Consider the following 20,053-nt stretch of genomic DNA (forward strand, 5'->3'; position numbering starts at 1 on the left):
CTTGCATATTGTATTTTTGCATCAAAAATACAATAATAATGATTCTTATTTAGAATAAAGAGTTGTCGCAGTAAAATTACGCGGTTTGACGACGTTCAATGAACCGCTAACACCACATCGAATCTGCCCGACTTGTAGCAATCTAAGTTGCTTTGTCTTTCATTTACCAGTGACAGACGAAGGCTTATTTAATTAAAACAAAATCAAAGGTCAGCGACCCTATCAGAGGATTTAAGAGTCCTTTTGTTGATAAACATAGAGAAGAAAATGAACAATAAAAAAGGAAGTTTAAAGATTTCCACTGTTGCACTTGCCGTAGCCGCTGCAAGTACAGTGTTGGCAGCTCAAGCAGAAGAATACGTCACTGATGAAAAAGTGGTGATTGTTTCAAGCCGCACCCCTAAAGCGATCAGTGATATTCCGGGCACAGTTTGGTATATCGACTCCGAACAGATCGAACAAGAATATCGTGGAGGGAAATCGCTTGGTGAGATCCTGGCGTCAACCATTCCATCGCTAGATGTAAGCAGCGGTGCAAGAACCAATTACGGCCAAAACCTTCGGGGACGTAAGATGCTCGTCATGATTGACGGTGTCTCTTTACAATCATCCCGACAAATCAGTCGATATTTAGATTCCATTGATCCATTTAATATTGATCGCATTGAAGTTCTTTCGGGGGCAACCTCTTTGTATGGTGCTGGCGCTTCAGGTGGCGTGATTAACATCATAACGAAAAAAGCCCAGAGCGAAGACATTGAGTTTGAATCCTTCGTTGGCGGATCATCAGGCTTTAACTCCGGCGAAGATTTTGATTATAAAATAGGTCAAGCCATCTCTGGTGGCAGTGAAAAGGTTCAAGCCCGCGCTTCTGTTATGTACAGTGAAACGCAAGGCTACTTTGATGCTAATGGCGACATTGTGACTCCGGACATTTCACAGGGCTCGTTACAGTTTAATAAAACCGTTGATTTTCTAACAACCGCTGGCGTTAATATTTCTGAGACAAAGAAACTGAATCTTTTGGCACAATACTATGACAGCCAACAAGATTCGCCTTATGGTCTGTACATTGTCGGTGGCGATTTTGTTGATGTGCGAAAAGGCTTTGATTCAGACCGCGAACATGGAACCGAACGTATGATGCTCAGCGCTTCTTACGTCGACGAGCAGTTTCTCGGACATCAGCTGATTGCAGAAGCTTCCTACCGTAAAGAAGACCAAACTTACACCCCTTATTATCAATCTTCTGGTCAACAAATTACCGATGTTGTTTCGTTAAAAGCGGCGCTGGCGAAAAGCTTTGACCGACTAAACATCGTTTATGGCATCGACGCTTATCAGGATAAACTCGACAGCAATCAAGCGCTCTACGATCCAACCATCGCTAACAATTCGGGCAATCTGATCAACAAAACTTACGCGAAAGTTGGCCGATATCCTGGTATCGAAGTCAGTTCCATTGCCGGATTTTTGCAAACTGATTATGCAATCACTGATGACTGGACCGTTGAAGGCGGTATTCGTTACCAATACATATCAAACGAGATTGACGATTTTATTGGCTACAGCCAACAGAAGAAAATAGCAGCAGGTAATGGTACTTCCGCTGATGCCGTTCCGGGCGGTGAAACCGACTACAGTGTTAGCCTATTTAACTTGGGTACGGTTTATCATTTAGATAGCGATTCGCAAATTTGGGCGAACTTCTCTCAAGGCTTCGACCTAGCAGACCCGGCTAAGTACTATGGACAAGGAGACTACACCCTTGTTGGCGATCACTGGCAGCTTAACGATAGTATCAACGTAAATAAATCTAAGATGTCGGGCATTAAAACCAACAGCTTTGAACTTGGTTACCGCCTAGATACTGGTGATCTGCATGTACAAACCGCCGCTTATTACTCACAGTCTGATAAGTCAGTGACATATAACAAGACAACCATGCTCATCGATGAAATTGATGACAAGAAGCGTGTCTACGGCCTGGAAGCGATGGCGTCTTACTGGATGAATGACAATATTCAGCTCGGAGCATCGGGTCATTATGTCATCTCAGAAGTCAAAGGTGACGACGGCTGGCAAGACTTTACCGCAGGTGAAGCGAGTACCTCAAAAGCGAACGCGTGGGCGGGTTGGGTTGACTCGGAGCTATCAGTAAAAGTCCAAAGCCAAACCATGTTTGACTACAAAGATGACGATAAAAATGAACTCAATGGCTACACCGTGTTTGATCTCGTCGGTAACTATCAACTTCCCGTTGGTAGCCTAGGCTTTGGTATTCAAAACCTGTTCGATAAAGATTACACCACCATCTGGGGTCAGCGCGCTCAAATTGTGTATTCGTCTCATTACGAATCAGCAGCCTACGATTACAAAGGCCGCGGAAGAACGTTTGTTCTGAACTATCAAGTGAAGTACTAACTCGTACAATTTGAAAAACCATTCAAATAGAACAACGAAAAAGCCTCACAAATATGTGAGGCTTAATTGTATCTGGTTGCAAGTGAGCCCTATTCGACGTCCAGTACTCTGCTTTTCAAACGCTTGCCTTGAGTCAATTTTCTTACCAGAAGCGTGAATAACAGCATCAACATTGGGTATTGCAGCGTGATAAATACCAGTGACCAAAAGCCGCTGTACGATACGCTCGTTGCTGAATACAGGTACAACTGCTGTGCCAATATCAAAGCCAAAATAACAAAAACGGCCTGTCTGGTACTTAACTGCACTTGGGATTTATCAAACGTCAAAACGATCACAGAGGCCGCCATAAGAATAGCGAGCCAGTTGCCAAATACTGGTAACGGCCAAACAACACAAATCACCGCCGTAAATACCGTCATAGCCAACCACACTCCTTTCGAGGTGAGCAACTGATCAACGTGTATCTCCGGGTTTACTTCCAAACGCAGAATATGCCAAGCGACCAAAATACCCAACAACGCCCCCAGCAACATATCCAAGATAAAAGCCGTACCAAGGAAGAATTTAGCCAGCACCACAAGCAGCGTCATACCAATAATCAGCCCCGTTGAGCCATTAACGCCAAAGTTACCGTTTTTGTGGAATAGAAAAGTGAGCACACAGCACCACACTGCGATAGGCAAGCTTGGAAAACTGAAACCGAAGCTGTGTGTAAGCTCGACCACTGGCATATAAACATGCGGTCTTGGTAATGAAAATCCCTGCTGCGCGACAATTATCATCACTGACGTTACTGAAATTGCGAAAAATAGTCGAAAAACAAACCGGCTACCAAATCGCATCATCACGAACGGGAACAAAAACAGTAAAATGGTTGGTGCCGTGAGCTCTAAAATCATTTCGGCAGCCTGAGAAGCTGTCTGAAAACTGGTTGCTGACAACGAGCCGACCCAGTTTTGTAACTCCATCATCCAATCCAGTTCGATCTGACGAAACGATGGTGCAGACTCAATCAAATGATTAATGTAATGCACTGGTTGATGCGTCGCATCGTTGAAATAACCAACGACCGTTTGCCACTGTGCGGGATAACGATAAGTAGAAACGGGAAGCTGTTCTGGTATTAGCAACATTGCTGAAGCAATTTCGACACCATAATGTGGCGCAAACCAAATTGGTAGCTCATTTCCCCCCATCGAATTGATCATTGAGTAAGAAATGATCTCCGAATCTGACACACAGTCAAAGAAAACGGCCGTCTCAGTGCGGCCTAACTCTTTGCCCACCGTTACGACTAATCCGGTTTCTTCCCAAGTTTCCCTTTGAGCAGCGGCTCTTGGTTGTTCGCCTTCAATTATTGTGCCTCCGGGCAAAGAAATTCGATTGGTTAGGATCTCGTGAATCAATACCAATTTATCATCTGCTCGCACAACACATAGTGCGCCTTTTACTGACTCTGAAGACGACGACGCTGCAATAGCGGGGGAACTACCCAGTAATACGCAGTAAAGAGTGAGGAAAAATAACTGTCTCAACACAAAATGTAACCTTTAATAATAACCGACGTGTGAAGGCAGCAATACTGATAGATTTTGAAAAACTTAGTGATGCCTTATGCGTATGATACATAAGACCGGGGAAGTTAGAGATAAAAAATTAATCTAACGCTGACATTACCCGGACATAATGCGTAATTGCGATGGCAATTTTGACAGTTATATGGGTTCATGTCAGGAAAATTTCTGCTCCATGTTTAAATTCTCAGTTCTGCAACTGAGATTAGGCGCATTTGTTTAAAATGAATAATTGCTAGAAATGTTTTGGAAATGCACCATCCTCCATAAAATGCAACTAAATGCATTTGGATGTTGTTCTCCGAAATAAGGCCGTTCGGATTCAATCAGAGTCACCGGCCCTTATCAGGCATGATCAGCGGTATTCTTAAGCAATGGGTTTTCTTAAGCAATGAATGTGGTGACCAAATCCCTGCTTTTCATAGAGCGCTAACGCTTGTTGATTAAAGTTCCATACTTCGACAAACATCTGCTTCGCGCCATAATTAATAAAAGTGGATTCAATTCTATCAAGCAGTGCTTTTGCGACCCCTTGCTTTCTGAACTCAGGCAACACGTACAGTTCATCAACACTGCCCATCATCACAGGCTTACTGACGACAGAAATTAACTCACAGAAGTGCCCAGAAACAAACCCTATAATTTCATGGTCCTTTGCAGCGACATAAACCAGACATTCTGGGTTATCTATATAGCGTCCGATGCTTTTCTCTTCTTCAATTTCTTCTGCCGTTTTAAACAGTTCCGGTGATTGAACATGATGCTCATCATGCAAGTCGAACATAAGATCATTGAGAATAGAGATGTCGTCAAAACACGCCGATTTAATTACAAATGCACTCATAAAAAAGCTTACTAAAATTTGAACCTTTGTAGTTTGTGACCAAAGTAGAGGGATAGCAAGTCACTAGGATCAATAAAGTCATCATTTGGTTATTCTTACTGCGACCATATTGAAATTACCACCCACCGGAAAGAAAAAAGCCCCTGCTGGGATTGCAGGGGCAAAACATTAAACGTGGAATAGATTAAACGCTATCGACGAAGAACACGTTCGATTTCACTCAGACTGGTTGGATCGTCAATGGTTGATGGAACCGTGTACTTCTCACCATCAGCAATTTGGCGAATGGTTCGACGTAAGATTTTCCCTGAACGCGTTTTCGGTAAGCGATCAACGACCAGCGCATGCTTAAAGCAGGCAACCGCACCGATCTCACTACGTACTTTTCCGACCAACTCGCCTTCCAGATCCAGCTCATCAACTTTGACGCCGTCTTTCAGTACCACAAAACCAAGTGGAAGCTGCCCTTTCAGATCATCGTGAATGCCAACTACAGCACATTCTGCGATGGCCGGGTGACCACCAACGATTTCCTCCATCTCACCAGTAGAGAGACGGTGACCAGCGACGTTAATAACATCATCAATACGTCCCATGATGAATAGGTAGCCGTCTTCGTCGAGATAACCACCGTCACCCGACACATAGTAGCCAGGGAACTGGCTCAGATAACCTGTCTCAAAACGATCATGGTTACGCCATACGGTTGGTAAACAGCTTGGCGGTAACGGACGTTTTAGCGCAACAAAACCTTGCTGATTAGCTTTCACTGGCTCACCAAGTTCATCAAGAATTTCAACTTGATAACCCGGAATTGGCTTTGTCGAAGATCCGGCTTTAACTGGCATCATTTCAATACCTGTTGGGTTACCCGCGATAGCCCAGCCCGTTTCCGTTTGCCACCAGTGATCGATAACCGGTTTGTCGGCTTTGCTTTGCACCCATTCAAGAGTTGGAGGGTCCAAACGCTCACCAGCCATAAAGATGGTTTTTAAGTTAGACAAATCGTAATGTTTTAAAAACTCACCTTCTGGGTCTTCTTTCTTAATCGCGCGGAATGCGGTAGGTGCAGAGAACAAGGCATCTACTTTGTACTCATCACATACCCGCCAGAAAGCGCCCGGATTAGGCGTTCTAACCGGTTTGCCTTCAAACAGTATCGTTGTACAGCCATGAATCAATGGTGCGTAAACAATGTAAGAGTGCCCTACTACCCAGCCAACATCAGATGCAGCCCAGAACACGCCACCCTGTGGAATATTGTAAATGGCACTCATTGAGTACTTCAGCGCTACCGCATGGCCACCGTTGTCACGAACCACGCCTTTCGGTTTACCCGTAGTACCTGATGTGTAAAGGATGTAGAGCGGATCTGTCGCCAGTACTGATACACAAGCGTGTGGAAGTGCTTGGCTGTACTCTTGCTGCCAATCCAGATCTCTCTCTTGGTTTAGCTCGGCTTCACATTCCGGACGCTGGAAAACAAACACTTTCTCTGGTTTCCAACGGCTATCCATGATGGCTTTATCAACCATTGGCTTGTATGGAATGATTTTGCTGATTTCGATACCACACGATGCCGTCATGATAACTTTAGGCTCGGCATCTTCAATACGCACTGCCAGCTCATTTGGTGCAAAGCCACCAAACACCACTGAGTGAATCGCGCCTAAACGTGCACACGCAAGCATCGCCATTGCTGCTTCTGGGATCATCGGCATGTAAATAACGACTCGGTCGCCTTTTTCAACACCTTGAGCAGACAACATACCGGCAACTTTCGCGACCTGATCGCGCAGCTCAGTGTAGGTATAGGTCTTTTTATTCCCTGTCACTGGTGAATCATAAATCAGAGCGGCGGTATCACCTCTACCTTGTTCACAATGGTAATCCAGTGCTAACCAAGACGTGTTCATCACGCCATCTGGGAACCAACGCTCAATACCGTTTTCATCAGTATTCAAGATGGTCTTTGGAGATTCGAACCAGTCGATATTCTCCGCTTGAGCGCGCCAAAAACTCTCCGGTTCGTTTTTCGCCCATAAATATTCTTTTTCGTATGAAGACATATTGCTTCCTCCAGTATGTCCTGACATTGCTTCTCTATTCAAAGACATTGGAGGGTACACGCACAAATCCCTCCATCAGTATTCTCGCACTTCGGCTCATGATGGCTTTTTGCACCACCCAGCCCTGTTCAGTTTGCTTCGCTTGTGCCCCAACTTTTAACGTTCCTGATGGGTGGCCAAAAGTCACCGACTCTTTTTCACCGCCACCAGCTGCTAGGTTAACCAGCGTTCCCGGAACACACGCTGCTGAAGCGATAGCAACGGCTGCTGTTCCCATCATCGCATGGTGAAGTTTGCCCATCGACAAGGCGCGGACAAGCACATCGATATCCGAATCATTCACCGCTTTGCCGCTTGAAGACAGGTAGCTTTTCGGCTTCGATACAAAGGCAATCTTAGGCGTGTGCTGGCGTGTCTGAGCTTCGTCTAGTTCAGAAATCAGACCCATTTTTAACGCGCCATGCGCACGGATCGATTCAAACATTGCCAATGCAGTGTCATCGTTGTTGATATCATCTTGTAGCTCAGTGCCCTGATATCCAATCGATTCAGCATCAATGAAAATGGTCGGAATACCTGCGTTGATAAACGTGGCATTGAAGGTGCCCACATCAGGCACCACCAAATCATCGACTAAATTACCCGTAGGGAACATGCTGCCTTCGCCGTCTGCCGGATCAACAAAGTCCACTTGAATTTCCGCCGCTGGGAATGTCACGCCATCGAGTTCAAACTCGCCGGTTTCTTGCACGAAACCATTGACGATTGGCACGTGGATCAAGATGGTTTTGCTGATGTTCACCTGCCAAACGCGCACAGTTACGATTCCATTTTCAGGAATGCGATCTTGTGGAATCAAGCCAGCATGAATGGCGAAAGGACCGACTGCCGCAGACAAATTGCCGCAGTTACCACTCCAGTCTACGAATGGCTTATCGATCGACACTTGGCCAAATAAGTAGTCAACGTCATGATCGTCTTGGCTGCTGCGTGAAACAATCACTGTTTTACTAGTACTGGAGGTTGCGCCACCCATACCGTCGATTTGCTTCGCATAAGGATCCGGGCTGCCGATAACACGTAACAACAGATTGTCACGTGCGGCTCCAGCCACTTGCGCTTCTTGAGGCAAATCTTCGAGGTTGAAAAAGACCCCTTTACTCGTGCCGCCACGCATATACGTCGCCGGCACTTTGATTTGGCTCATTTGATTCGGAGTATTGTTTTCCATAACCACTCCTTATTGCGCCAAGAAATCTTGCGCGAAACGCTGCAGTACGCCACCCGCGTTATACACGTGAACTTCATCAGCGGTGTCTAAGCGACAGGTAACAGGAACGTCGACTTTTTCGCCGTTGCTGCGTGTGATAACCAAGGCTAAATCAGCGCCCGGCTTAATCTCGCCAACTACGTCGTAAAGTTCCGTACCATCCAGTTCTAGCGTATTGCGGTTAACGCCTGGTTTGAATTGCAGTGGCAGTACGCCCATACCAACCAAGTTAGTGCGGTGGATACGCTCAAAGCCTTCAGCAACGATTGCTTCTACCCCTGCCAATCGAACGCCTTTTGCAGCCCAGTCACGAGATGAACCCTGACCGTAATCCGCGCCAGCTACCACAATCAGTGGTTGCTTACGATTCATGTAAGTTTCAATTGCTTCCCACATGCGAACAACCTGACCTTCTGGCTCAATTCGAGCTAGAGAACCCTGTACCACTTCGCCGTTTTCTTTCACCATTTCGTTGAACAGTTTCGGGTTAGCAAAGGTCGCACGTTGCGCCGTTAAGTGGTCGCCACGGTGGGTTGCGTAAGAGTTAAAGTCCTCTTCAGGAACGCCCATTTTCGCTAGGTATTCACCTGCCGCACTGCTCGCCATGATCGCATTCGATGGCGATAGGTGGTCGGTCGTGATGTTGTCACCAAGAACCGCTAAAGGACGCATGCCAGACAGCGTTCTTTCACCCGCTAGTGCACCTTCCCAGTAAGGAGGACGACGAATGTAAGTGCTCATCGGACGCCAATCGTATAGCGGATTCGAGTTTTGCGCCGCGTCATCCAGTTTGAACATCTGGATGTAAACTTGGTTAAACTGCTCTGGTTTAACGTGTTGACCAACAACTGCGTCGATCTCTTCGTCGCTTGGCCACAAATCATTTAAGTGAATTGGGTTACCATTTTGGTCAGTACCCAGTGCATCACGCTCGATATCAAAACGAATAGTACCCGCTAACGCATAAGCGACAACCAATGGTGGTGAAGCCAAGAAAGCTTGCTTCGCGTAAGGGTGGATTCGGCCATCAAAGTTACGGTTACCAGACAGTACCGCTGTCGCGTACAAATCGCGATCGATGATCTCTTGTTGAATTTTTGGATCCAACGCACCGCTCATACCGTTACAAGTCGTACATGCGTAACCGACAATACCAAAGCCAAGCTTCTCTAATTCTGGTAGTAAGTCTGCTTCTTCCAGGTAAAGACGTGCAACCTTCGAACCTGGAGCAAATGATGACTTCACCCAAGGTTTACGTACAAGGCCAAGCTCATTGGCTTTCTTCGCGACAAGGCCAGCAGCGACGACGTTTCGTGGGTTACTGGTGTTAGTACACGATGTGATCGCAGCGATGATCACCGCGCCATCTGGCAACTCACCCTCTTTCTCTTCCCAAGCACCAGAAATGCCACGTTGTGCCAGCTCAGAAGTAGGCAAACGGCGGTGAGGGTTCGAAGGGCCAGCCATGTTACGGCTTACTGATGACAAATCGAACTCAAGTACACGCTCGTAAACTGCAGTATCAAGATCATCTGCCCAAAGGCCGGTTTGTTTCGCGTATTTCTCAACTAAGTCGACTTGCTGTTCATCACGACCAGTCAGTTTCAGGTAGTTGATGGTCTGTTCGTCAATGTAGAACATACCTGCTGTTGCGCCGTATTCTGGCGTCATGTTGGAGATGGTTGCGCGGTCACCGATTGTCAGGTCTCGTGCACCTTCGCCAAAGAATTCAAGGTAAGAAGAAACAACGCGCTCATTACGCAGGAACTCGGTAATCGCCAAAACGATATCCGTTGCGGTAATGCCCGGTTGACGTTTACCCGTCAGTTTTACACCAACGATATCTGGCAGACGCATCATCGATGGACGGCCAAGCATTACAGTTTCTGCTTCCAGACCACCTACACCAATCGCGATAACACCAAGCGCATCAACGTGAGGCGTGTGACTGTCAGTACCTACACAGGTATCCGGGTAAGCAATGCCCTGCTTCGCCTGCACCACTGGAGACATTTTTTCCAGGTTGATTTGGTGCATGATGCCGTTACCAGCTGGGATTACGCTGACGTTTTCAAATGCGGTTTTACACCACTCAATAAAGTGGAATCGGTCTTCATTTCGGCGCTCTTCAATCGCACGGTTTTTCTCAAATGCGTCCGGCTCAAACCCTGCGTGTTCTACCGCAAGTGAGTGGTCAACAATAAGCTGTGTTTCAACCACTGGGTTTACTTTTGCAGGGTCACCGCCCTGATCGGCGATCGCATCGCGAAGACCAGCCAAGTCAACCAGAGCCGTCTGGCCTAAGATGTCGTGACATACGACACGTGCTGGGTACCAAGGGAAATCGAGATCACGCTTACGCTCAATAAGCTGTTTAAGGCTGTCGGTTAAAACGTTTGGATCGCAGCGTCGTACAAGCTGCTCGGCAAGAACGCGTGAGGTATAAGGGAGCGTTTCATAGGCTCCAGGAGAAATAGTATTTACGGCTTCGCGGGCATCAAAGTAATCAAGTTGAGTCCCCGGAAGCGACTTACGATATTGGGTATTAATATTTGTGCTCATGGTTTGCTTCCATTCAATCTGTACATCTTGGCCTTCTCCCCATCACTCTAGAAACGTTACTCTAGAAAAGTTGTTTGGAGACTTGATTGGAGAACTGTTTTTGAGATGTAGTAGTCGTTCTAGTCACCTTTGTGATGAGAAATACTCCTTCCCCCATGTGGAGAGAATCGCATAGAGGAAGGAGTAACGCGCTAGCGTTTTTCGATAGGCACCCATTCCTGATGGTCTGGACCTGTATAATCTGCGCTTGGGCGAATAATGCGGTTGTTCGCTCGTTGCTCATACACGTGTGCAGCCCACCCCGTTAAACGGCTCATCACGAATATCGGAGTGAACAGTTTGGTCGGAATGTCCATAAAGTGGTAAGCCGATGCATGGAAGAAGTCCGCATTACAGAACAGGCCTTTCTCACGCTTCATCACTGATTCAACACGCTCAGATACCGCATATAGGTGTGTGTCACCCACTTGCTTAGAAAGCTCTTCTGACCAGCGCTTGATCAACGCGTTGCGAGGGTCACTCTCGCGATAAATCGCATGACCAAAGCCCATGATCTTGTCTTTGTTAGCAAGCATTTGCATGATGTTCGCTTCTGCTTCATCTGGAGTCTGCCAATCTTCAATCATTTCCATCGCCGCTTCGTTTGCGCCGCCGTGAAGTGGACCACGAAGCGTACCGATTGCCGCAGTAATACAAGAGTGGATGTCTGACAATGTTGATGCACAAACGCGTGCAGCAAATGTTGACGCATTAAACTCATGCTCTGCGTAAAGGATCAATGAGCAGTGCATAACCTGTTTGTGCAGTTCCGTTGGCTCTTTACCAGTCAACAGTTTCAGGAAGTAACCACCGATGCTGTCTTGAGTCTGATCTTCAGTGTCGATACGTACACCGTCATGACTAAAGCGGTACCAGTAACAGATCATTGCAGGGAATAGCGCGAGCATACGCTCCGTTGATTGCAGCTGCTCATCAAAGCTCATTTCCTGCTCTAAGTTACCCAACATTGAACAACCTGTACGCATTACGTCCATTGGGTGCGCAGTCGCAGGAATCAGTTCAAGAGCTTGTTTAAGCTCAGTTGGCAAACCACGAAGACTTAACAGGTGCGTCTTGTAAGCATCGAGTTCTTGTTGATTTGGTAAGTGACCACGTAACAGCAGGTGCGCCACTTCTTCAAATTGAGCATTATTGGCAAGGTCAGTAATATCGTAGCCGCGATAAGTAAGACCTGTTCCCGTTTTACCGACAGTACATAAAGCTGTGCTTCCAGCGCTTTGACCACGTAGGCCTGCGCCACCTAACTCTGCTTTCTTTGCTTCAGTTTGAGGCATTGTTTGAACTCCTTTTCTATCTGGCTTTGCTCTCTTTGGAGCGTTTTTATTCACCAGACAATTTTCACGTTATTGGATTTGATAAATTCCGATTATCTTTTCTTGGGCTTCCGTTTATTCTTTACTTCCCCGCTATTTCCCTTCTGAGAACAGCTGGTCAAGTTTGTCTTCGTATTCGTGGTAATTCAGGTGCTGGTATAGCTCTTTACGTGTCTGCATAGAATCAACCAGCGCTTCCTGATTGCCTACTTCTAGCAGGTGCTTGTAAACCGTTTCTGCGGCTTTGTTCATGGCACGGAAAGCACTGAGTGGGTAAAGCACCATGTCCACTTTCGCTTTTGCCAACTCATCACATCCGTAAAGTGGCGTTGCACCGAACTCGGTAATGTTCGCCAGAATCGGAACATGCTTGCCCGTTGCTTGTTCAAGCGCATTTGAGAACTGTAGGTATTGATCCAGTTTGTTCATCGCTTCTGGGAAAATCATGTCCGCGCCCGCTTCCACGCAAGCAATCGCTCGTTCAATCGCGCTGTCCATACCTTCAACCGCAAGGGCATCTGTACGAGCCATAATCACGAAACTTTCGTCGTTACGCGCATCAACCGCCGCTTTAACACGGTCTACCATTTCTTGCTGGCTAACAATCGCTTTGTTTGGACGGTGACCACAACGTTTCTGCGCTACCTGATCTTCCATGTGTACTGCAGCCGCGCCTGCTTTTTCCATTTGTTTGATCGTGCGAGCGATATTGAATGCACCACCAAAACCCGTATCGATATCCACCAACAATGGCAAATCACATGCGTTTGTAATGCGGTTAACGTCTACCAACACGTCATTGAGTGTGGTGATGCCTAGGTCTGGCAAACCGTATGAAGCATTTGCAATGCCGCCACCAGACAAGTAAATCGCTTGATGCCCCAGGTTTTTCGCCATCATGGCGCAGTATGGGTTAACGGTACCGACAATTTGTAGCGGATTGTTTTGTTCAATGGCGAGTCTGAACTTCGCCCCCGGTGTTAAGCTCATGACGAATTCCTTCTAGTCTTTATCTAAACTTTCAGTTTCTGTATGAATAATCTGCGATTGGATGAGTTTTCGACTCCCAGAGATGTGTCGTCTCATTAACATTTCTGCAAGTTCTTCATCGCGATTACGAATGGCTTCCAAAATATATTTGTGTTCGTTAAGTGCTTCGTTTGGACGAGATTGCGAACGTGGTGACTGATAACGATACATGCGCAGTAAGTGGTACAACTCATCACACAACAAAGTAATCAACTTGCTATTTCGGCTTGCCTGAATAATGCGATAGTGGAAATCAAAGTCACCATGCTGGTGGAAGTAAGAAGAGCCTTCTACCTGGTCGATATGCTTCGAATGTGTCGACAATAGCATTTCTAAGCTCAATAGCTCTTCTTGTGTAATATGGCGAGCCGCAAGCCTTGCTGCCATCCCTTCTAGCGCTTCTCGTACCGAGTAAAGTTCGATAAGCTTTTCTGGAGAAAAGGTCGTGACTCTCGCTCCAACATGAGGGATACGTTCAATCAGACCCAAACCTTCCAGACGCATCAGCGCTTCACGTAAAGGCCCTCGGCTGACTTGATATTTCCTGGCAAGCTCTGGCTCTGAGATTTTACTCCCCGGCGCAACATCACCGTTTACGATAACTTCTATCAAAGACTCCGTCAGTGTTTCAGACTTGGTGTGTTCTTTCTCAGAAGCTATCACTTTATAACGAGCTTTTAACTCAGAGTTCATATTCAGGCACTCACATCAATGACACCGAAATGTCTACAATTCCTTAACCTAAATATAAAATAAACGATCAAAGTGTCGACAATCAAGTAAATTGTCGACAATTTAGACTAAGGTCTTATTAAAAAATCGGATATAAACGAAATATAAGCGGGATGATAGGTAAAATTGTCATACGAAAATCTTAATTGTCGACAATTACTTCGATGTTATCTATCTGATTATTAATAACAATCATGCGGGTAGATAAACAGTTATTGAGTTACAGCGTCATTCTTTGGGCTCAAATTGCTCAAAGACTTGTTGTCCGGTCATCGTTTTGGAATCCGGATGGAGTTCGTAATACCCCGGTTTTTCGTCGGTAAAGATTTCCAAGGTCAGATTAAAATTGGGGTTGTCGAACAATCCCGCAGATAAGATGTACTCATTGCTGGACAGCAAATGGTAGAACAGGTTCGAGCCACACTCGCCACAGAAACCTCTTACTGCCCACTCAGAAGACTGATAACGCTTAGGTTCCGAGCCTTTAAATGTGACGTCTGAGCCACAGTGCACCGCATGAAATGCCCCACTCGTCCATTTTCGGCACATGGAACAATGACATAAGCTGACTTCATTATTTGGTTCTGCAATAACTTCAATTGCACCACATAAACATGTCCCTCTCATCATTTCACTCCTTTGCTATTTTGGTGCGTTTATTATGGTTGGTTTCTGTTCACTTCGCGTGTTCTGGCGTGAACTTTATGAACAAAATCCCCACTATGCCCAATATTCTCTTTATCTACCTTTTGCAGACATGTCGTTAACACTTAATTAACCTTTCAACAAAGTTCAGATTCAATGCTGAAACAACAATAAGACTCATCAACAGAATAGAGTCACTCACATAAGGAACGTGAACATGTTAAAGGTAATCAAACCAACGCTCGCCGCATCTATCATCGCAGCTTCATTTTCATTTAACGCTTTTGCTGCCGATATAGAAAAAGTGCATTTCCTCATTCCTGGTGGTGCCGGTGGCGGCTGGGATATGACAGCACGCGGTACGGGTGATGTTTTAATCAAATCAGACATCGTTGAAACCGTATCATTTCAAAACCTATCTGGTGGCGGCGGCGGTAAAGCCATTGCTCACTTGATTGAAACGGCGGATCGCCAAGAAGACACGCTAATGGTGAACTCAACACCAATCGTAGTACGATCTCTTAGCGGTATTTTCCCACAATCCTTCCGTGACCTAACCCCTGTTGCTGCAACTGTTGCAGACTACGGTGCTATTGTTGCGTCTGCAGACTCGCCATATAACTCTTGGGAAGATGCAGTAAAAGCGTTTGAAGAAAACCCACGTAAAGTGAAGATCGCTGGCGGCTCAGCTCGTGGTTCAATGGACCACCTGGTTATTGCGGCCGCATTTAAAGGCGAAGGTTTTGACGCACGTAAAGTCCGTTACATCGGCTACGATGCGGGCGGCAAAGCGATGGCTGCGCTACTTTCTGGCGAAACTCAACTCCTTTCAACTGGCTTAGGCGAAGTACTTGAAATGTCTAAATCTGGACAAGTTAAAGTGCTGGCTATTACTGCTCCTAAGCGATTAGATGCAGCGCCAAACATTCCAACTCTGACTGAATACGGCAATGAAACTGTCTTTGCTAACTGGCGTGGTTTCTTCGCTGCACCAGGAACCAGCCAAGAGAAAATCGACGAATGGAATTCTGCATTTACCAAGATGTACAAAACGGATGAATGGCAAGTCGTTCGTGACCGTAATGGCTGGATCGACAACTATAAAGCGGATAAAGATTTCTTCGCGTTCCTTGAAGATCAAGAGAAGCAAATGGGTGATCTAATGCGCGAATTAGGTTTCCTTCAGTAGCAGTAAACGGGGCTATTTCTCCAATACCAAGCCAGTAATGAAACCTGATTTGGTATTAGCCCCACCTGTATTTGCACTCTAAGTTTCACCGTGTATGGGCATTGTCGACAATTATTTCGGCATACACACTCCTTTGTTTATAGATTGATAAGCGGATCGGCTAGCAGCGAAATGCTTAATTGTTAATGAATCACCTTGCTCATTAACGCCCATATACGGTCTTTTCTACCTTCGTTAGGAGTTGAAGATGTCTCGTTCAACCAATTTTTTTACCAAAGAAAACTTGCTCTGCCGCGATCGCGTCGGTGCGATGATCTTTTTACTTTTCTGTCTGGGCTACGGTTTCCAAACTTCTCAAATCGCATTGTTTCCTGGAGATGAATATGAACCGTTCACCGCTCGCACATTGCCGACAATTCTGACGTACATCGGTATCGGTTTAGCACTTTTACTGTTAGTCACCGGCCAGCCGGATACGAAAAGTGGTGCTGTGTTGACGTTCAACTGGAAGCTGCTGATCTCATTTTTAGTGTTAATGGCACTATATGGCGTTGGCCTAACTTATCTGGGATTTGTGTTGGCAACCGGTTTCTTCCTTCTAGCAGGCTTTTACTTACTTGGTGAAAGACGTAAGCCGATTTTATTTGGCGCTTCTTTCCCGTTTGTTATCGCCTTTTATTTATTGCTGACTCAGGGTTTAGATATCTACCTTGAGCCTGGTTTGATTTTTACCATCTGGTAACCAAAGAAAGGAAAGAGTTATGTTAGATGGAATTTTACAAGGTTTATCCACTGCGGTAATGCCAATGAACATCATGATGGTGATTGTTGGCTGTTTCGTTGGTACGTTTATCGGGATGCTACCAGGTCTTGGGCCTATTTCAGCTATCGCGTTGATGATCCCAATCACTTACGGTCTCGAACCTTCTTCTGGTTTGATTTTGATGGCTGGCGTTTACTACGGTGCGGTATTTGGCGGCTCTACGTCTTCAATTCTGATTAACGCACCGGGCTGTTCTTCAACGGTGGTAACGGCATTTGACGGTTACCCAATGGCGCAAAAAGGTCAGGCGGGTAAAGCATTAGCACTAGCTGCTTACTCTTCTTTCACTGGCGGTACACTATCGGCGATCATGTTGTTGGTTGCGGCTCCTGCATTAGCAAGTGTGTCGCTAAGTTTCCAATCCTCAGACTACTTCGCCTTGATGCTTCTTGGCTTGTCTGCGGTAGCGGCATTCGCTGGTAAAGGTCAGGTAATTAAAGCCTGGATGATGACTATTCTTGGCTTGATGCTGTCTACAGTCGGTATCGATAAAGGCGTGGGCGTAGAACGCTTTACGTTCGGACTAACAGACTTGATGGATGGCTTTAGCTTCTTGTTACTTGCCATGGCGACCTTTGCGCTAGGCGAAACGTTGATGGGTATTCTAAAACCTTCTGCAGATACGAGTAACGAAGAGCAAGACAAACTAAGTAACATCGGCTCGATGAAAGTTACCAAAGAAGAAATTAAAGAAGTGGCACCTGTTTCTATTCGCTCTTCGATTCTAGGTTTCTTTACTGGCGTACTTCCGGGTGCAGGCGCAACGATTGCCGCATTCCTAAGCTACGGCTTGGAACGTAATCTGGCACCAAAAGACAAGAAGGAAGAGTTTGGTAAAGGCAGCATCCGTGGTCTGGTAGCACCAGAATCTGCGAACAACGCAGCATCAAGCGGCTCATTTGTACCACTGTTGACATTGGGTATCCCAGGTTCAGGTACCACCGCTATTATGCTAGGCGCATTGATCGCCTACGGCATTCAGCCAGGTCCTCGCCTGTTTGTGGAACACCCGGATGTATTCTGGTCAGTGATTATCTCTATGTACTTTGGCAACATCGTACTGGTTATTCTGAACTTGCCACTGATTCCGTATATCTCGAAACTACTGGCGGTACCAAGAACAGTACTACTTCCGATGATTTTGTTCTTCTCAATCACGGGCGTATACCTGGTTTCGTTCAATACCATGGATGTATTTGTGATGCTACTAGTGGCGATGGCTGCTATCGCACTCCGATTAGCAAACTTCCCACTTGCTCCGTTACTGCTTGGCTTCATCCTTGGCGGTTTAATGGAAGAGAACTTGCGCAGAGCATTGATGATTTCTGATGGTGAGTTGAGCTTCTTGTGGGAACGTCCTATTACTCTAACCTTTACGGTATTGGCAGTACTGGTACTAGGCAGCCCACTGTTTGTAAAACTGTTCCAGAAACTACGAGCTCAACCAGTCAAAGTTGAACAATAAAGTTTATACCCATGATTGACTCCTAAAAGCCACCAGCTCGGTGGCTTTTTTCTTTGACCTTTCGCTACTATCTTTCTTGCATCAAGTTCAGTAGGGTTAACGCCTTAAAAATAAAACATAAAAACAAAAATCAAGGAAGACTTATGCTGCTGGAACTGACGTTGTTATTCGCTGCCGGAGTGATTGGAGGAATCATGAATTCTATTGCCGGAGGTGGCAGTTTTGTCACTTTTCCTGCGCTGATGGCAGTTGGTGTTCCTCCCGTCATCGCAAATGCCACCAACACCTATGCCTCTTGTGCTGGCTACATTAGTGGTGCAATAGGCTTTAGAGAAGAGATCCTCAAGAATAAGCAAGAGTTGCTGTTTACCATCAGCTTAAGCCTTATCGGTGGTGGCATTGGTGCCTACCTGTTACTGAATATTCCTGAGTCCGTGTTTTTGGAAGCGATTCCCTGGCTATTATTGTTTGCCACCTTACTGTTTATCTTTGGCTCACGTTTAACTAGGGCAATAAAAGCCTTAACCAAAGACCATAAACACGCCGGTATTTTAGGTGCAATCGCATTAGGCATTCTTTTAGTTGGGGTCGCTGCGTACGGTGGATTTTTTAATGCGGGATTAGGTGTGATTGTACTGAGTTACCTGGTGATCGCAGGTCATCAGGACATCAATTTAATGAACGGATTGAAGCTGCTTGTATCGACCTCTGTTTCACTGGTCGCTATCGTTGTTTTTGTCGCGAATGGCTCTATCGACTGGAGCAAAGGCAGCATCGTCATGGCAGGTACGTTAGTGGGCGGCTACCTCGCAGCCCGCGTGTCACGTCAACTGAATCCGAATCACGTTCGCAATTTTGTGGCACTTTTTTCAACTGCAATCACCGTCTACTTTTTCATTGATATCTACGCATAATCTACCCGTCCCTCTCAAACAAAAAAGCGCCATCAAATCGATGGCGCTCTGTGTATTGTAAGTATGGACTTTATTTAATCAATCCAACTTCTTTGTAGTACTTCAATGCACCTGGATGAAGTGGTGCTGAAAGACCATCCTTCACCATTTCTTCTTTCTTCAGATTAGCGAATGCAGGATGAAGACGGCGGAAATCATCAAAGTTTTCAAACACCGCTTTCACAACGTTGTAGACCACATCTTCTGGTACTGCTGTTGAAGAGACAAACGTAGCACCCACACCAAATGTGTGAGCATCTTTTTCAGTTCCACGGTACATACCACCTGGAACCGTTGCGACACGATAGAAACTATTATCGGCAATCAGCTTAGCAACGTGTTCGCCTTCAATCTCTACAATATTGCTATCACATGAAGTGGTCGCCTCTTTTATCGCACCACTTGGGTGACCAACGGTATAAACCATCGCATCAATCTTGTTATCACAGAGTGCTTTAGACTGCTCAGAGGCTTTCAGCTCAGAAACCAGTTTGAAGTCATCGTTTGTCCAGCCGTACTCTTTCATCAGAACTTCCATCGTACCGCGCTGTCCTGAACCAGGGTTACCAATATTCACACGTTTGCCTTTCAAATCATCAAACGAATTAATATTGGCATCTTTACGTGCAACGACAGTGAATGGTTCTGGGTGAACAGAGAATACCGCGCGTAGTTCTTTGAAAGGGCCTGCATCCGCAAATTGGCTGGTACCGTTGTAAGCATGATATTGCCAGTCTGACTGAGCGATACCCAAATCTAATTCACCGGAACGGATCGTATTAATGTTGTAAATAGAACCACCAGTACTTTCAACAGAACAACGAATTCCATGGTCAGCACGTGACTTGTTCACAAGACGACAGATTGCACCACCCGTTGGATAGTAAACCCCGGTTACCCCACCCGTACCAATCGTTACGAAGGTGTCTTCAGCAGCGACAGAGAAGCTCGCACTCAGTGCCGCAAGAGATGCGGTTATTGCAACTTGCTTAAACTTTAACATTGAACATCCTTTTTCCTTTTGTTTGTGACGGTTCAAGTATAGCAAGCGTTAATCGATTGATTATGCATGAGTTCACAGCATATAAAATTCGTTTA

Annotated in this window: 15 protein-coding genes; 5 read left to right on the forward strand and 10 right to left on the reverse strand. The window is 45.9% G+C overall.

The genetic code is table 11. From position 1 onward, the window contains the following. Positions 1–267: 267 nt before the first annotated feature. Positions 268–2,424: a TonB-dependent receptor gene (locus VEJY3_RS07945; protein WP_014231930.1), complete on the forward strand. Its 2,157-nt coding sequence runs from the start codon at positions 268–270 to the stop codon at positions 2,422–2,424. Between the two features lie 89 nt (positions 2,425–2,513). On the opposite strand, the gene VEJY3_RS07950 is transcribed toward VEJY3_RS07945, so the two are convergent. From VEJY3_RS07950 to VEJY3_RS07990, 9 genes are all read right to left on the reverse strand, one after another. Further along, complete coding sequence (locus tag VEJY3_RS07950; RefSeq protein WP_041170231.1) at positions 2,514–3,965, reverse strand: bifunctional NUDIX hydrolase/phosphatase PAP2 family protein; 1,452 nt, start codon at positions 3,963–3,965, stop codon at positions 2,514–2,516. A gap of 403 nt (positions 3,966–4,368) precedes the next feature. Next, the gene (locus tag VEJY3_RS07955) at positions 4,369–4,845 is read right to left on the reverse strand and encodes a GNAT family N-acetyltransferase (protein ID WP_014231932.1); all 477 of its coding nucleotides are present in this window, start codon (positions 4,843–4,845) and stop codon (positions 4,369–4,371) included. A 191-nt stretch (positions 4,846–5,036) separates the two neighbouring features. Continuing rightward, positions 5,037–6,914 carry a propionyl-CoA synthetase gene (locus VEJY3_RS07960; protein WP_014231933.1) on the reverse strand — a complete coding sequence of 626 codons (1,878 nt, stop codon included), beginning with the start codon at positions 6,912–6,914 and terminating at the stop codon, positions 5,037–5,039. A gap of 34 nt (positions 6,915–6,948) precedes the next feature. Then, positions 6,949–8,145, reverse strand: a complete 1,197-nt coding sequence (gene prpF / locus VEJY3_RS07965) for a 2-methylaconitate cis-trans isomerase PrpF (protein WP_014231934.1) — start codon at positions 8,143–8,145, stop codon at positions 6,949–6,951. Positions 8,146–8,154: 9 nt separating this feature from the next. Then, positions 8,155–10,746: a Fe/S-dependent 2-methylisocitrate dehydratase AcnD gene (gene acnD, locus VEJY3_RS07970; RefSeq protein ID WP_014231935.1), complete on the reverse strand. Its 2,592-nt coding sequence runs from the start codon at positions 10,744–10,746 to the stop codon at positions 8,155–8,157. A 191-nt stretch (positions 10,747–10,937) separates the two neighbouring features. Beyond that, entirely contained in the window at positions 10,938–12,080 is a 1,143-nt protein-coding gene (gene prpC / locus VEJY3_RS07975; RefSeq protein ID WP_014231936.1) for a 2-methylcitrate synthase, read from the reverse strand. A gap of 132 nt (positions 12,081–12,212) precedes the next feature. Next, complete coding sequence (prpB, locus tag VEJY3_RS07980) at positions 12,213–13,109, reverse strand: methylisocitrate lyase (protein WP_014231937.1); 897 nt, start codon at positions 13,107–13,109, stop codon at positions 12,213–12,215. A 12-nt stretch (positions 13,110–13,121) separates the two neighbouring features. Further along, on the reverse strand, positions 13,122–13,841 hold the full coding sequence (locus tag VEJY3_RS07985) for a GntR family transcriptional regulator (protein WP_014231938.1): 720 nt from the start codon (positions 13,839–13,841) through the stop codon (positions 13,122–13,124). Between the two features lie 267 nt (positions 13,842–14,108). After that, complete coding sequence (locus tag VEJY3_RS07990) at positions 14,109–14,507, reverse strand: GFA family protein (protein ID WP_014231939.1); 399 nt, start codon at positions 14,505–14,507, stop codon at positions 14,109–14,111. A 235-nt stretch (positions 14,508–14,742) separates the two neighbouring features. On the opposite strand from VEJY3_RS07990, the gene VEJY3_RS07995 reads away from it, so the two are divergent. From VEJY3_RS07995 to VEJY3_RS08010, 4 genes are all read left to right on the forward strand, one after another. After that, entirely contained in the window at positions 14,743–15,714 is a 972-nt protein-coding gene (locus tag VEJY3_RS07995; RefSeq protein ID WP_014231940.1) for a tripartite tricarboxylate transporter substrate binding protein, read from the forward strand. A gap of 247 nt (positions 15,715–15,961) precedes the next feature. Continuing rightward, positions 15,962–16,456 carry a tripartite tricarboxylate transporter TctB family protein gene (locus VEJY3_RS08000; RefSeq protein WP_014231941.1) on the forward strand — a complete coding sequence of 165 codons (495 nt, stop codon included), beginning with the start codon at positions 15,962–15,964 and terminating at the stop codon, positions 16,454–16,456. Positions 16,457–16,475: 19 nt separating this feature from the next. Further along, positions 16,476–18,002, forward strand: coding sequence for a tripartite tricarboxylate transporter permease (locus VEJY3_RS08005; RefSeq protein WP_014231942.1), 1,527 nt, complete (start codon positions 16,476–16,478; stop codon positions 18,000–18,002). A gap of 143 nt (positions 18,003–18,145) precedes the next feature. Beyond that, positions 18,146–18,916, forward strand: coding sequence for a sulfite exporter TauE/SafE family protein (locus VEJY3_RS08010; RefSeq protein WP_014231943.1), 771 nt, complete (start codon positions 18,146–18,148; stop codon positions 18,914–18,916). A 70-nt stretch (positions 18,917–18,986) separates the two neighbouring features. Here VEJY3_RS08010 and VEJY3_RS08015 read toward each other — a convergent pair whose 3' ends face one another. Further along, entirely contained in the window at positions 18,987–19,958 is a 972-nt protein-coding gene (locus VEJY3_RS08015; RefSeq protein WP_014231944.1) for a TAXI family TRAP transporter solute-binding subunit, read from the reverse strand. Positions 19,959–20,053: the final 95 nt, after the last annotated feature.

The sequence above is a fragment of the Vibrio sp. EJY3 genome, from assembly GCF_000241385.1.
GTDB classification, from domain to species: Bacteria; Pseudomonadota; Gammaproteobacteria; order Enterobacterales; family Vibrionaceae; genus Vibrio; species Vibrio natriegens.

Coding starts and splice junctions, on each gene's coding strand:
- acnD (WP_014231935.1), bottom strand. CDS start 10,746: ATGAGCACAAATATTAATACCCAATATCGTAAGTCGCTTCCGGGGACT.
- VEJY3_RS08005 (WP_014231942.1), top strand. CDS start 16,476: ATGTTAGATGGAATTTTACAAGGTTTATCCACTGCGGTAATGCCAATG.
- VEJY3_RS07955 (WP_014231932.1), bottom strand. CDS start 4,845: ATGAGTGCATTTGTAATTAAATCGGCGTGTTTTGACGACATCTCTATT.
- VEJY3_RS08000 (WP_014231941.1), top strand. CDS start 15,962: ATGTCTCGTTCAACCAATTTTTTTACCAAAGAAAACTTGCTCTGCCGC.
- VEJY3_RS07985 (WP_014231938.1), bottom strand. CDS start 13,841: ATGAACTCTGAGTTAAAAGCTCGTTATAAAGTGATAGCTTCTGAGAAA.
- prpF (WP_014231934.1), bottom strand. CDS start 8,145: ATGGAAAACAATACTCCGAATCAAATGAGCCAAATCAAAGTGCCGGCG.
- VEJY3_RS07960 (WP_014231933.1), bottom strand. CDS start 6,914: ATGTCTTCATACGAAAAAGAATATTTATGGGCGAAAAACGAACCGGAG.
- VEJY3_RS07995 (WP_014231940.1), top strand. CDS start 14,743: ATGTTAAAGGTAATCAAACCAACGCTCGCCGCATCTATCATCGCAGCT.
- prpC (WP_014231936.1), bottom strand. CDS start 12,080: ATGCCTCAAACTGAAGCAAAGAAAGCAGAGTTAGGTGGCGCAGGCCTA.
- VEJY3_RS08015 (WP_014231944.1), bottom strand. CDS start 19,958: ATGTTAAAGTTTAAGCAAGTTGCAATAACCGCATCTCTTGCGGCACTG.
- VEJY3_RS07990 (WP_014231939.1), bottom strand. CDS start 14,507: ATGAGAGGGACATGTTTATGTGGTGCAATTGAAGTTATTGCAGAACCA.
- VEJY3_RS08010 (WP_014231943.1), top strand. CDS start 18,146: ATGCTGCTGGAACTGACGTTGTTATTCGCTGCCGGAGTGATTGGAGGA.
- prpB (WP_014231937.1), bottom strand. CDS start 13,109: ATGAGCTTAACACCGGGGGCGAAGTTCAGACTCGCCATTGAACAAAAC.
- VEJY3_RS07945 (WP_014231930.1), top strand. CDS start 268: ATGAACAATAAAAAAGGAAGTTTAAAGATTTCCACTGTTGCACTTGCC.